Origin of the sequence: Aliarcobacter faecis (genome assembly GCF_013201705.1) — a bacterium.
GTDB classification, from domain to species: Bacteria; Campylobacterota; Campylobacteria; order Campylobacterales; family Arcobacteraceae; genus Aliarcobacter; species Aliarcobacter faecis.
In genome coordinates, this window is sequence record NZ_CP053837.1 from 1,595,736 (window position 1) to 1,609,881 (window position 14,146).

Below are 14,146 nucleotides of genomic sequence, written 5' to 3' on the forward strand. Positions count from 1 at the left end.
AAAAGGTGAGTATATGAAAAAGATTAATAAAGTACTTATAGCAAATCGTGGAGAGATTGCTTTAAGAATCATAAGAGCTTGTAAAGAGCTTGAAATTAAAAGTGTTGCAATATTCTCTGAAGTTGATATTGAAGGTGTTTGGGTTAGAAAAGCAGATGAGTGCTACCCAATTTTAGGAGATGTTGTTCAAGCTTATTTAGATTATGAAAAAATTATATCTATTGCAAAAAAATCTGATTGCGATGCAATTCACCCAGGATATGGATTTTTAAGTGAAAATGCTGATTTTGCTAGAGCTTGTGAACAAAATGGCTTAATTTTCATTGGTCCAAAACCAGAACATATAGAACTTTTTGGTGATAAAATGGCTTCAAAAGTAGCTATGAAAAAAGTTGGAGTTCCAGTACTTGAAGGAACAGATGAACCAATTAGTGATCCAAATGAAGCTGCTAAAATTGCAAAAGAGATAGGTTTCCCTGTTATCATCAAAGCTGCATTTGGTGGTGGTGGAAGAGGTATGAGAATAGTAAGAGAAGAGAAAGACTTTAAAGAACTATATGAGAGTGCCTCAAATGAAGCTTTAAAATATTTTGGTAGAGGGGAAACATTTATTGAAAAATATGTTGAAAATCCAAGACATATAGAAATTCAAATTATTGCTGATAAATATGGAAATGTATTACACTTAGGAGAGAGAGATTGTTCTATCCAAAGAAGACATCAAAAAGTTATCGAAATAGCTCCAAGCCCTAGATTAAACAATGAAGCTAGAAAAGAGCTTTATAGAATCGCTACAAAAGCTATGTTTAAACTAGGATATGAAAGCGTTGGAACAGTTGAGTTTTTACTAGACCCAAATGACAATATCTATTTTATTGAGATGAATACAAGAGTTCAAGTTGAGCATCCTGTAACTGAAACTATCACTGGTGTTGATATTATTCAAAGAATGATACAAATTGCTGAAGGTGATAAAATGATATTCTTGCAAGAAGAGATTAACTTTAGAGGATATTCAATAGAGTTTAGAATAAATGCTGAAAATCCATTAAAAGGATTTATGCCATCTGTTGGAACTGTAAGTAAATACTTAACTCCAGGAGGACCTGGTGTAAGACTTGATTCTGCACTTTATACAGGATACAAAGTTCCACCAAATTATGACTCAATGGTTGGAAAACTTATCGTTTGGGCAATTGACTGGGAAGGTTGTGTTAAAAAAGCAAAAAGAGCTTTAGATGAGTTCTATATTGAAGGTTTCCCTACAAATATTCCACTTCATAGAGAAATTGTAAGAGACCAAGATTTTAAAGATGGAAAATTTACAACAAACTATCTTGATACAAAAATGGATATTTTCACTCTTAATAGCCAAGATAATATTCAAGAAGAAGAAGAAAAAATCGAAAATCTTAAAAAACTAATAGCTACAATTAACTCAAAAAATATAGCTACAAGACATTAATATTGCTAAGAACTTTTAGTTCTTAGCAAATATAAAATTAAACTCTTTTTTTATATAAAGCCAAAAATATTCCAAAAAGAATTATAAAAGTTGATATAATAAGCTCTAATGTAATAGATTCTTTTAAAAATATAACACTTAAAAATATGGCTAATATAGGAACTACTAATTGAACTAAACTTGCAGTAATAATCTGCATTTTTGGTAAAATCTTATACCAAAGGAATACTCCAAAAGCAGTAGTTATTGAACCAGAAATAGTTGCCATAATAAAAGTAGTAAAATTTATTTTAAAACTACTTTCAAAAATAAATATATAAAAAATTCCAAATATTAGAGTAAAAATAGTAGCTTTAAAAAAACTATCTGCTGTATCTAAGGTTGCATTTTGTGATTTTTTACCAAGTACACTAAAAATAGCCCAAGCAATTCCAGATAGGAACATCAAAAAAGTGTGAAAATATGAGAGAGTAAAATCATCTTTTGGGTATAAAAGATAGACTAATCCAACAAAAGCTATGATTATTCCCAAACTTTTATTTAAAGTTAGTTTTTCTTGAGAAAGTAGTGCTAAAATAATCATAGTTAGCTGAACAACTGTAAATAGGATCAAAGTTCCAATACCTGCAAGCATATTTATATATGAATAAGAGAAACAAATTGCATATAAAAAGAACATAAAACCGCTAAGATAGTTTGTTTTTAATGATATTCTTAAATTTCTATTTTTATAAAAAAATATTGCTAAAAGAACAAACATAGCTGATATGGTTCGTAAAAATGTAAAAGTAAAAGCATCAATATTTTGTGTAGCTATAGCCATTCTAGCTAAAATTGAGTTTGAGGCGAAAAATAGTAAAACTATAAAAATTAAACTTAGTAATTTTAAATCAAAACTAAAACTTTTCATAGAGCACCTTTATATTAAAAGGTTAATTATACATAAATGTATCACAAACTTGAAATTTAGTTTAATTTTGAAAACTATCAAAAAAAAAGTTATATTAATTTAATCTCTTACTATTCTTTCAACAACTCTTTTTACTCTTGGTGCAACAATAGAAATAATAGGTATAGCACAAACAGCAGCTTTAAAAAATGCTTCCATCCATTTTACAAAAAATCCATCAATCAAACCTAAATTTATAAATGAAATTATAAAACTCATTATAAAACTCATAATTGTCCCCATAAGAAAAGCAAAAACATATCTCTCATACTTTTTATCTATCATTTCAATCCTATATAAAAATAATTTTAAAAAAGCAGTATTATAACTATTTATAGATAATTACTTTATTTCCTAAAGCCTTTTTTGCTTTATATAAAGCAATATCTGCAAAATCATATATCTCATTTTCTGTAAAATTATCTTCAGGCCTCAATACAAAGATTCCTATTGATATTGTTAAAATCTTATTTTCTGTTTTAATATGATTAATTTTTGTATTTTCTATCTCTTTTCTCATCTTTTCTACATATAAAAGAGCCTTTTCAGAGTTATCACTACTAGTTAAAATCGCAAACTCTTCTTTGCATAATCTAAAAATAAAATCGTTTGCTCTATTATAATTCATTTGCAAGATATTTGCTATCTTTTTTAAAACTTCATCAGCATTTAAATGACCATAATAGTCATTATATAACTTGAATTTATCTATATCAATTATCATAAGAATCAAATCTTCTTTTATTCTTTTTGCTCTATTTATCTCATTTTTAAATATCTTATCAAAATATCTTCTATTATGTAAACCAGTTAAACTATCCGTCATACTTAATCGTTCAAACTCTATTTTATCAGTAATATCTTGTCTTTTTGCACCATATGCTACAATTTTTCCACAACTATCCATTTTGGGGAATATTATAGTTCTATACCAAATTGAATTACCACTTTTATCATTTATTTGTAATTCACCACACCAAGAGTTTCCACTTATTATAGTTTTCCATAAATCTTGATATTTAATATATTCATCATTTGGATGTTTTAAAATAGAGTGTTTTTGTCCAATTAATTGTTCTTTACGATATCCTGTAAGTTCACATAAAGAGTCGCTAACCTCTATAATATTCCCATTCAAATCTGTTTCTGAATAAAAAGAGAACTCTTTAAATGTCTTATTTAATCTTTCACTCTGTATTTTATAATCTAGCAAATTTAAGATAGATTTTAATTTTCCTAAAAAATTATTTTTATCTATATAACAATCTATTTTTAAATCTACTATACTTTTAACTGAAAAAGTAAAATCATTTGAAGATAAAACAACAATAGAAATATCCTTATTTATATCTCTAATCATTTTTAAATATTCAAAACAATTTAAATCTGTGAAATCTAAACTAGTAATAATCAAATCAATATATTTTGAATTTTTTAATAAAACTTTTAGCTTTTTATGATTATTTAATAAAATAAAACTATGATTTGATTGATTGAACTCTCTATTTATTTGATTTATTATTTTTAAATCTTCTTCAACAAATAGTATATTCATCTCATCTTCTTTAAATATTAGTTTTTATTTTTACCAAATCTTTACCTTCAAACTCTTTTGCATTAGCATTTTTTACAATTAATTTTGAAATAGCATCTGTTGTAATTGCTACATCATGTGACTGTGAAGCTATCATAGCATTTTGTTGAGTTTGTTGGTCTAGCTGATTTACTGCATCATTTATCTGCTCTATCCCCATTAATTGCTCTTTACTTGCCATCTCTATATCTGAAATCAATGTTACTGTTTGTGATATATTTAAATTTAACTCTCCATACCCTTTTATCATATTTGAAGCTATATTTTTACCTTCATTTGCTTTTTGTGTTGCATTCTCTACTATATTTTTTATCTCTTTTGCTGCTTCTGCACTTCGTGAAGCCAAATTCCTTACTTCTTGTGCAACTACAGCAAACCCTTTTCCTGCCTCTCCTGCTGTTGCTGCTTCTACGGCTGCATTTAATGATAAAATATTTGTTTGGAATGCTATATTATCAATAACCCCTATTGCTTCATTTACTAAATTTACCTGAGTATTTATCTCATCCATTGCAGTTGTTGTTTGATTTGCTAACTCTTCTCCTTCTTTTACGGATTTTGTTACATTATTTGACAAGTTAGACATCTTTGCTATACTTTGTGTATTATTTCTTATGTTACTTGTTATCTCTTCCAATGCTGCTGCTGTCTCTTCTAAACTTGCTGCTGCCTCATTTGAACTTATATTCAATCTATCTACATTTTCTAAAAGTATTCTTGAACTATTCTCTAATGTTAATCCATTTGATTTATTTTCAATAAGCATATTTGTAATAGTATCTCTTAAAGTATTTATCTCTTGAAACAAAACTCTAAAATCATTTCCTACTAAAGCTTCATCTAGTTTATTTAAATAGTTATATTCTCCATAAAGTAAAAGTGTATCTTTTATTAAGCTAATAGTTTTTTTCAAATCACTAGCTAGATTATTTATAGTTTTTGCTATATAGTTTAATTTAAAATTTGAACTATTTGTGAAACTTATTCTATCACTTACAATTCCACTAGCTAACTTTTCTGAAACTAATATTATCTCTCCAAAGATTTGTAACTCTTCATCACTATTTTTCATTAAAATTTTACATAGTGAATCTATTCTAGTTTTAAGCTCTTTTTCAAAACCTGTACAAGAAAACTCTTCTATTTCTAAACTACTTATCTCTTCTTTTAAGTATTTTTCCATATTTTCTAAGATATTTAAAATCTGTCTTCTATTATTTGATTTAAAAAGCATTTTTACCCACTATATTTTGATATGCTAAAATTGCTTTATTAATCTCATCTTTTGTTGGTTTTGCCCTAGCAGATATATACCTAAGAGAACCATCACTATTTTTTGAAGAATATACATTCGCTTTTACCCAATAATATCCACCATTTTTAGTTCTATTTTTTACTATCCCTTTCCACATTCTTCCAGATTTTATAGTTTTCCATAAATCTTCAAAAGCCCACTTTGGCATATCTTTATGCCTAATCATATTATGTGGATTTCCAACAAGTTCATTTAATGTATAACCTGAAATCTTACAAAAATCCTCATTGGCAAATTCTATTATTCCTTTTTCATTGGTTTGTGTTACTATAATTGTATCTTTTGATAACTCTATTTCTATTTCCATGTCTATTGTATCCCTAATATTTTTTATCTTTTAAATAATATTATTATACAACTTTATAAACACTTATAAGTGTTTGTTTGTACTAAGTTATTACTACTATAATCAAATATAATAAGGTACTTATAGGTGTTTGAGTGTTTGAAGAAAATCCAGAAATATTTTTAGATGAAGTAGTAAATAATGTTAAAAAAGAGAGAATTTCAAGAAATATTAGTCAGCTAAAATTGGCAAATATATTAGATTTCTCTTCACCAAATTATATAGCTAAAATAGAGACCAGAAAACATGGTGTTACATATAATTTAGTTCACTTATGTAAAATAGCAAAAGCTTTTAATTTGGAAGTTGTTGATTTACTTCCAAAAAAATAATTTATTTTTCCAATATATATAATTTATATATTTACCATTACTATTTTTTATAAAATTTATGATAAGCAACTAAGTTTTATATTTGAAAATTGTTGTGGAGTTGGTTTTGAATATCTTTCAAAATCTTTATGCTCATCAAAAGGATTTTGTGCAATCTTTAGTAAATCATTAACTAAAGAGAAATCATTATTTTGTGCTTTTTTTATAGCCTCTTCAATTATGTAGTTTTTCAAAATATATTTAGGATTTACTTTTTTCATAATCTCTAATCTAGCATCAAAACTACTATTTTGTTCTAAACATACCTTTTCATACTTTGAAAACCAAGATTTTAAAGCAGTTGGATTTTTACAAAATTCTAAAATTTCATTGATATTTGAAAATGATTTAAGGTTTGTCAAACAATAAAAGAAGTAATTATAATCTATTTTTGAACTTTGTAAAGCATTTTGAAGCTCAAAAATAAGTGTAAAATTGGAGTCTGCACTTTTATTACAATCCAAACCAACTCTTTTACTCATAAAACTTAAAAACTCTTTTTCAAAAATTGGCAAAAAGTTTTTCATATAATTTTTCAAATTTTCATAGTTACAAATTTCTGTTAAACTATCTGCTAAAACCAACAAATTCCATCTTGCAATATAAGGCTGATTTTTATAAGAGTATCGCCCTTCATAATCTGTATGATTACATATATAGTCATGTTCAAAATAGTCCATAAAAGCATAAGGTCCATAATCAATAGTAAGTCCAGCAACACTAAAATTATCTGTATTTAAAACTCCATGACAAAATCCATAACTTTGCCAAAGTGCTAAAAGTTTTGCACTTCTATCAACTAATTCAAAAAACATCAATTCATATTTATTATCTTTATCTTTTAAATCTTTATATACTTGTTCTATTAGTAAATCAGCAAGTTTCAAAATATTATTTTTTGCATCTTTTGTTCTAGCAAAATATTCAAAAGTTCCTACTCTAATAAAACTAGGACTAAGCCTTAAAACAATGGCACAAGATTCAAGTTTCCAATCTCTTGAAACTTCTGTTTTTGAGCTTATTATTGCTAATGCTCTTGTTGTAGGAATATTTAAACCTTGCATTGCTTCACTTAATAAATACTCTCTAATACTTGACCTTAAAATAGCTCGTCCATCTCCTTGTCTTGAGTATCTTGTAACTCCAGAACCTTTTGTTTGAAGATGATAGCCATTTAAAATACCCAAATTTATAGCTCGTCCATCACCTAATTGTGCAACAAAATGTCCAAATTGATGTCCTGCATAAACAGTGGCATAAGGAGTGGAGTTTTTTAATAATTTTTTACCATTTAAAAAATCAATAAACTCTTTTTTTTCACACTCACTATAATCAAGTCCTATTAAATCACATGCACTCTTACTAAAAGAGATTAATCTAGGCTCTTTTAGTGGAGTTGCTTTAACTAACTCATAAAAACTACTATCAAACCTAAAAAAATCATTTTCTATTTCTAATTCATCAATTTTCAATAAACTCTTTTCCTATATTTTTTGCTTCAATACTATCTTTACCTTCAAACTCTTTTGCATTTACATTTTTAACAACTATTTTTGATATTGTATCTGTCATAATAGCAACATCATATGATTCTAAAGCTATATTTGCATTTCCTTGAGTTTGAGAATCTATTGTTGATACAGCCCTATTTATCTGTTCAACTGCTTTTAATTGCTCTTTACTTGAACTTTCAACATCATTTATTAAAAGTATCTCTTCATTTATACTTGAATATAACTGTTGATATCCATTTATCATGTGGCTTGATATCTCTTCCCCTTCATTTGCTTTTTTTGTTGCATTTTGTACAATATTTTTTATCTCTTTTGCTGCTTCTGCACTTCGCGAAGCTAAATTTCTTACCTCTTGTGCTACAACTGCAAACCCCTTTCCAGCTTCTCCTGCCGTTGCTGCTTCTACTGCTGCATTAAGTGACAAAATATTTGTTTGAAATGCTATTTGGTCTATTATAGAAATTGCTGTATTTACTAAGTTTACCTCTTTTACAATATCCTGCATAGAGTTTGTTGTCTTTAAAGCTAACTCTTCACCCATATGAGCTTGTGAGATTATATCTTCTGATAATGCAGAGACTTTTAATATATTATTTGTATTATTTCTAATAGCTGTTGTAACCTCATCTAAAAATGCTGCCGTTTCTTCAAGACTTGTGGCTACCTTTGAAGATGAAATATTTAATTTATCTACATTTTCTAAGAGTATTTTTGAACTATTTTCTAAAGTTAATCCATTTGATTTATCTTCAATTAGCATATTTGTAATAGTGTCCCTTAATGTATTTATCTCTTTAAACAAAATTCTAAAATCATTCTTCACTAAATTTTCATCTAATTTATTTAGATAATTATATTGTCCATAAAGAAGAAGAGTCTCTTTTATTAAAGTAATACTTCTTTTCAAATCACTAGCTAGATTATTTATAGTTTTTGCTATATAGTTTAATTTAAAATTTGAACTATTTATAAAGTTTATTTTATCACTCACAATCCCACTTGCTAACTTTTCTGAAACTAGCATTATCTCTCCAAAGATTTGTAGTTCTTCATCATTTTTTGCATTTATAGTTTTACAAATATTCTCTAACTTTTTACATATCTCATTTTCTTTATTTAAACCTTTTATCTCTATATAGTTTATCTTACTATTTAAATATTGCTCTATTTTATCTAGCGTCTCTAGAATTTCTCTATTTGAATTATTAAAAAACATATCTTTCCCCTATTTATAAAGATTTTCTGCATTTTCTATCTCTTCTTTTGTTGGTTTTACCCTAACAGAGATATATCTAATAGACCCATCAACACTTTTTGAAGGAAATACGGTTGCATTTACCCAATAATATCCACCATCTTTTGTTCTATTTTTTACTATTCCTTTCCAAATTTTTCCAGATTTTATGGTTTTCCATAAATCTTCAAAAGCCCATTTTGGCATATCTTTATGTCTTACCATATTATGAGGATTACCAACTAACTCTTCTAACTCATACCCTGAAATCGTACAAAAATCTGCATTTGCAAAAATAATAATACCTTTTTCATTTGTTTGTGAAACTATAATAGTTTCTTGTTCCAAAAAAACTTCTTTACTCATTCGAAACCCCCTTGAACAATTTTTTTCTAACTTTAATACATTGACTTTTATTTACTTAATATATTATTAATACATTATTTCAAATAATAACTTTTAAAGCTAAATAAAATTTAACTTTTAATATAATTTTTCTCTAGAACAAAGGAGTTTCTATGTTTTTTAATACATATAAAGAGGATAAACTTTTAACAGAAGCTATAGATACAAATTATGCAGTAATCTACTTCAAGCCCGATTCTACAATCATTAAAGCAAATAAATACTTTTTAGATACTATGGGATATAGTTTAAATGAAATTGTTACAAAACCACACAGTATGTTCTGTGAAGAGAAGTTTCGCACTACAAAAGAGTACAAAGAAAGTTGGGAAAACTTAAGAGAAGGGAAAAGTATAACCGCAGAGTTTCAAAGAGTAAAAAAAGATGGTGATTTAATATTTTTAAGAGCCTCTTATATGCCAATAATTGAAAATGGAAAAGTAACTAAAATTGTAAAATTAGCTCAAGATATTACAAAAAATAGATTAAGAAACCTTTTTTATATTGGTCAAGTAAAAGCTATAAATAAATCAAATGCTGTTATTGAGTTTGATATGAATGGAAATATTCTAAATGCAAATGATAATTTTTTAAATGCTGTTGGTTACACTAAAGATGAAATTGTAGGAAAACATCACTCAATTTTTTGTGAAGAAACTTATAAAAATTCAAATGATTACAAAGAGTTTTGGAAAAAACTAAATAGTGGAGAGTTTGATAGTGGAGAGTATTTAAGAATTGGTAAGAATGGTAAAAAAGTTTTTATACAAGCTAGTTACAATCCTATTCTTGACTTAGAAGGAGATCCTTTTAAAGTTGTAAAATATGCTGTTGATATAACTGATAAAAAAAATACAATGCTTGAAATTCAAAAAGAGATTCAAGAATTAAGTTCATCATTAAATAAACTTTCAGTAGCTTCTAGTAATATGCTTGAAGAATCAAAATTCTCTATGGAAAGTGCTTATAGTGTTGCAAATGCTACACAAGATTTAAATAATATAATTCTAGATTTAAGTAAAAAGATAGATGAGATGGTAAAATCTATTACAACTATCTCTCAAAATGCAGCAAATAGTGAAAAAATCGCTATGAAAGCTCAAGAGCAATCAAAAGAGAGTGCTAAAGCAATGGTTAGATTAAATGAAGAATCTACAAAAATTAGCCAAACAATAAACATTATTTCTCAAATTGCATTTCAAACAAATATTCTTTCCCTTAATGCAGCAGTTGAAGCAGCAACAGCAGGAGAAGCAGGAAAAGGATTTGCAGTTGTAGCTCAAGAGGTAAGAAACCTAGCAACTAGATCAAATGAAGCTGCAAAAAATATAACTAGTGTTATTGAGTTTATTCAATCTTTAGTAAAAGAGTCTCTTAATTCAATTCATAGTATTGATGATACTATTGAAGAGATAAATAATATGTCAAAAGATATTTCACACTCTATGAGTGAGCAAAGAGAAACCTCTTTTGACCTCTCAAATAGTGCAAAACAAAGTAGCCAAAGTTTAAATGAAGTTTCACAAACTATGCAAAAAGTATCTCTTTCAGTAGAAGAAACACAAAAAGAAGCAGAAGTTACAAAAAATAGTTCAAATGATTTAATAAAAGTTTCAAATAGATTAATTGAGACTCTAAAAAACTTAAAGTAATCTTCTAAGATAGAGTGTAGCGAATGCTACATCTCTTCAAACCACTTTAAATCATCTCTTAACTTTACAACTTCACCAACAACAATTATTGCAGGTGTTGGAATATCTTTTGCTTTATCAACTATATCTTCTAATGTTCCTACAACAACACTTTGCTCTTTTGTTGTACCTTTTGATATAACAGCACAAGGAGTGGTACAGGCTTTTCCAATTTTAATTAATTTTTTTGAAATAAGTCTTATATTATGAATCCCCATTAAAAAAACTATTGTTTCATCAGCAATAAAACTATCCCAATTTATTTGACTATCTTTTTTATTTGGGGCCTCATGACCAGTTACTACTCTAAAAGAACAAGTATATCCCCTATTTGTTACAGGAATTCCAGCATATGCGGGAACACTAATACTTGAAGTAATACCTGGAATTATCTCAAATTTTATTCCTCTTTGCTTTAGATAAAGTGCTTCTTCTCCACCTCTTCCAAATACAAAAGGATCACCTCCTTTTAATCTTACAACATTTTCATACTTTAAAGAAGCTTGATAGATTATCTCATTTATCTCATCTTGAGGAATTAGATGTTTTCCAAACTCTTTTCCTACAAAGATGAACTCTGCTCCATCTTTTGCAAACTCTAAAATCTCTGGATTTGCTAATTTATCATAAATTATTACATCAGCCTCTTTTATAACTCTATGGGCTTTTAAAGTCATAAGTTCAATATCACCTGGTCCTGCCCCAGTTAAATATACTTTTCCCATTTATCTCTCCTCAAAAATAAATATTCCAGATGGTTTTTTAATATCATTTATAATCTTGATATTCTCCCAAGTTTTCGTATCTAGTACTTCCACTTTATTTGTATCATTTACACTTACATAAAGTTCATTTTTCTCATTTGACCATCTTACATGCAGAACTTTACCATCAAATTTATACTCTTTTACTTTTTTATAAGTTTTAGTATCAAAAATTTGTAAATATGGGAAATCTTCACCTGAAAAAGTAACAGCTATAAAATCTTTATTAGGACTTAGACTTGTAAATACTGGCATCCCTTTAGTCTCTATAGTTTTTAGAAATTTAAAATTCTTATCATATACAAAAACTTTATTATCTCCAACTGCTGGAATAAATGTCTCATTTTTACTTAAACTCCAAAATCCAAAATGAGGAACTTTTAATACTTGTTGTTTTTTTTCATCTAAAAATACATCAATTTTTTTATATTCCATTTTATTTAAATCAACAACACCAAAATGAGGTGAATTGAAAAACCCCATAATATACGTCTCATCTTGAATCATAGCATCAAAAGGAATCTCTCCAACATCTTTAAACTCTTTTTCTAAAACAAAGTTTGGCTCTTTTTTCCCTTCATTTAAATCTTTATAAACAGATATTCTATCGCTATCCATTTGTGAGAAAATCATATAGTTTTTATATAATTTTATTCCCACATTTCTTGAATCTGTAACTATTTTTTTAATAGGTTTTAAATCTTTTGTTAAAATATCAACACTTTTATCATCATAGTTTGCAACAGCTACAAAATAATCAGAAATTTCAAAACCAATAGCACTTTTACTTGTCTTATACTCTGCTAAAATCTTTTCACCTATTGGGTCAAATTTTATTACATACCCATCTCTTGAAATTGCATAACCATCATTTTTATAAAACTTTACAACACCATGATTCATATTTCTAAAGTTCTCTATACGATTTTTAAACTTATCATTTTCAATGATAGCTAAACTTGAACTTTCTCTCTCAACAACAAAAAGTTTTTCACTAGCAAATAGAGTACTTGCTAAAATGGCACTTAAAACTATTTTTTTAAACATTTTTACCCCTTTATCTCATCTTCATTTAAATAACAAGAGGGATCCTCTTCCCATAAATCCCCACTTATCGTATAAGCCCTACTTCTTGAACCACCATTACAAATCTCTATATATTTACAAGAGCTACATTTCCCTTTTAAAACTCGTGGAAACTCTCTTAACTTTACTAAAAGTTCATTTTCTTTATCTAACCAAACTTCATCAAAATCTTTTTGTAAATAGTTTCCAATAAATTTTGGGAAAAATGGGTCTGGCTTTACAAATCCATTCCAATCCATATTTCCAAGTCTTTTCCCTGCACTATTTCCACCCCAAGATTTTAATCTTTTTTCAAGTTGCTCTACAAAATCTGGATATTTATTTTCAAACTCTTTTAAGAGCATTATTGCATCCATCTCCATATTACCTGTAACGATATCTATATCCTTACCATTTTCATAATATTCAAAAGCTTTATTTATCATAAAAGAGACATACTCTTTTCTTTTTTCTTTGCTTATATCAATTTCAAGATTCTCTTTCCCCCTACCTGAATAAACAAGATGAGAAATATAGATTTTATTTACATTTAAACTTTCTGAAAGTTTAAAAATATCATAAAAACTACTCTCTGTCTCTTTTGTAATTGTAAATCTAATACCAGCATTTCCACCTAAACTTTGAATAGTTTTTATAGCACTTATACTTTTATCAAATGAGCCTTTTTGACCTCTAAAATAGTCATGGACTTCACCAATTCCATCTATTGAAATACCTATATAATTGAAAGTATCAATGATTTCTTGGGCATTTTTTTGCGTAATATATGTTCCATTTGTTGAAAGGTAGGTCATAATTTTGTTATCTTTCATACATTGTGCTATTTGAAATATATCTTTTCTTAAAAGTGGTTCCCCTCCACTAAAAATAACAAAATTTACACCAGCTTTTTTTAATTTTGGAATAGTATCCAAAATATCTTCTAAAGCTAAAGTCTCTTTTTCATTTGCACTAGCCTTACTATAACAGTGATGACAGAGTAAATTACAGCGATTTGTCATATTCCAAATAATAATTGAGCCATCTAAACTTCTACTTTTTTGATTTTCTAAAGTTGATTTTATAAGGTTTGATAATCTAAACATTATTTATCCTTAAAACTTAAAATATAATCTGCCAAATTTTGAAGTTCTTCAGCATTTAACTGAGGAAATGCTGGCATTGCACTTCTTTTATATCCTAAGCTCTCATAACTATCTTCAGGATTTACAATATGAGCAATAATTTGTCCACTATCTCTTAATGAAGCAATTTCAGAAAATGATGGTCCAAAAGCAAGTGATGTTTGATGATGACAACCCCAACAATACTTTTTAAAAAGTCTCTCTCCCTCTTCTTGTGAAGCTTGTAGATTTATACCAATCAGTAAAATCAATATAAAAAAATATCTCACAATAACCCCCTTTTTTTAC

General features: G+C 27.3%; 13 protein-coding genes and 2 pseudogenes. 3 read left to right on the plus strand and 12 right to left on the minus strand.

From position 1 onward, the window contains the following. Window positions 1-13 precede the first annotated feature (13 nt). Window positions 14-1,465: an acetyl-CoA carboxylase biotin carboxylase subunit gene (locus AFAEC_RS08030; protein WP_026805268.1), complete on the plus strand. Its 1,452-nt coding sequence runs from the start codon at window positions 14-16 to the stop codon at window positions 1,463-1,465. A 37-nt stretch (window positions 1,466-1,502) separates the two neighbouring features. On the opposite strand, the gene AFAEC_RS08035 is transcribed toward AFAEC_RS08030, so the two are convergent. From AFAEC_RS08035 to AFAEC_RS08055, 5 genes and pseudogenes are all read right to left on the minus strand, one after another. Further along, a complete protein-coding gene (locus AFAEC_RS08035; RefSeq protein WP_026805267.1) occupies window positions 1,503-2,375 on the minus strand; it encodes a DMT family transporter in 873 nt (290 codons plus the stop codon). Between the two features lie 99 nt (window positions 2,376-2,474). Further along, window positions 2,475-2,699 carry a DUF2798 domain-containing protein gene (locus AFAEC_RS08040; protein WP_026805266.1) on the minus strand — a complete coding sequence of 75 codons (225 nt, stop codon included), beginning with the start codon at window positions 2,697-2,699 and terminating at the stop codon, window positions 2,475-2,477. A gap of 43 nt (window positions 2,700-2,742) precedes the next feature. After that, window positions 2,743-3,969, minus strand: coding sequence for a GGDEF domain-containing response regulator (locus AFAEC_RS08045; protein ID WP_051487461.1), 1,227 nt, complete (start codon window positions 3,967-3,969; stop codon window positions 2,743-2,745). Window positions 3,970-3,979: 10 nt separating this feature from the next. After that, a pseudogene (locus tag AFAEC_RS08050) lies at window positions 3,980-4,939 on the minus strand (methyl-accepting chemotaxis protein); the annotation flags it as partial. 292 nt (window positions 4,940-5,231) lie between these two features. Further along, window positions 5,232-5,630 (minus strand): PAS domain-containing protein, encoded by a 399-nt coding sequence (locus AFAEC_RS08055; protein WP_172658644.1) that lies wholly within the window; start codon window positions 5,628-5,630, stop codon window positions 5,232-5,234. Between the two features lie 134 nt (window positions 5,631-5,764). Here AFAEC_RS08055 and AFAEC_RS08060 point away from each other — a divergent pair, with 134 nt between their 5' ends. Next, complete coding sequence (locus tag AFAEC_RS08060; RefSeq protein WP_026806142.1) at window positions 5,765-6,001, plus strand: helix-turn-helix domain-containing protein; 237 nt, start codon at window positions 5,765-5,767, stop codon at window positions 5,999-6,001. Between the two features lie 56 nt (window positions 6,002-6,057). Here AFAEC_RS08060 and AFAEC_RS08065 read toward each other — a convergent pair whose 3' ends face one another. The 3 genes and pseudogenes from AFAEC_RS08065 to AFAEC_RS08075 form a co-directional block, all read right to left on the minus strand. Next, a complete protein-coding gene (locus AFAEC_RS08065) occupies window positions 6,058-7,512 on the minus strand; it encodes a protein adenylyltransferase SelO (protein WP_026806143.1) in 1,455 nt (484 codons plus the stop codon). After that, window positions 7,502-8,137, minus strand: a pseudogene (locus tag AFAEC_RS12430) (methyl-accepting chemotaxis protein); the annotation flags it as partial. The pseudogene AFAEC_RS12430 and the gene AFAEC_RS08065, both read right to left, overlap by 11 nt. Before the next feature lie 642 nt (window positions 8,138-8,779). Then, a complete protein-coding gene (locus tag AFAEC_RS08075; protein ID WP_051487584.1) occupies window positions 8,780-9,154 on the minus strand; it encodes a PAS domain-containing protein in 375 nt (124 codons plus the stop codon). A gap of 152 nt (window positions 9,155-9,306) precedes the next feature. Between AFAEC_RS08075 and AFAEC_RS08080 the strand changes: the two genes are divergently transcribed. Further along, the gene (locus AFAEC_RS08080) at window positions 9,307-10,845 is read left to right on the plus strand and encodes a methyl-accepting chemotaxis protein (protein ID WP_026806145.1); all 1,539 of its coding nucleotides are present in this window, start codon (window positions 9,307-9,309) and stop codon (window positions 10,843-10,845) included. Window positions 10,846-10,871: 26 nt separating this feature from the next. Here AFAEC_RS08080 and cobA read toward each other — a convergent pair whose 3' ends face one another. The 4 genes from cobA to AFAEC_RS08100 are packed head-to-tail and all read right to left on the minus strand — an operon-like array spanning window position 10,872 to window position 14,127. Then, window positions 10,872-11,609, minus strand: coding sequence for a uroporphyrinogen-III C-methyltransferase (gene cobA, locus AFAEC_RS08085; RefSeq protein ID WP_026806146.1), 738 nt, complete (start codon window positions 11,607-11,609; stop codon window positions 10,872-10,874). Then, window positions 11,610-12,695, minus strand: a complete 1,086-nt coding sequence (locus AFAEC_RS08090; RefSeq protein WP_026806147.1) for a cytochrome D1 domain-containing protein — start codon at window positions 12,693-12,695, stop codon at window positions 11,610-11,612. Between the two features lie 2 nt (window positions 12,696-12,697). Next, the gene (locus tag AFAEC_RS08095; protein WP_026806148.1) at window positions 12,698-13,819 is read right to left on the minus strand and encodes a radical SAM/SPASM domain-containing protein; all 1,122 of its coding nucleotides are present in this window, start codon (window positions 13,817-13,819) and stop codon (window positions 12,698-12,700) included. Beyond that, complete coding sequence (locus AFAEC_RS08100; RefSeq protein WP_026806149.1) at window positions 13,819-14,127, minus strand: c-type cytochrome; 309 nt, start codon at window positions 14,125-14,127, stop codon at window positions 13,819-13,821. The genes AFAEC_RS08095 and AFAEC_RS08100 overlap by 1 nt, the downstream gene beginning before the upstream one ends. Between the last annotated feature and the right edge of the window lie 19 nt (window positions 14,128-14,146).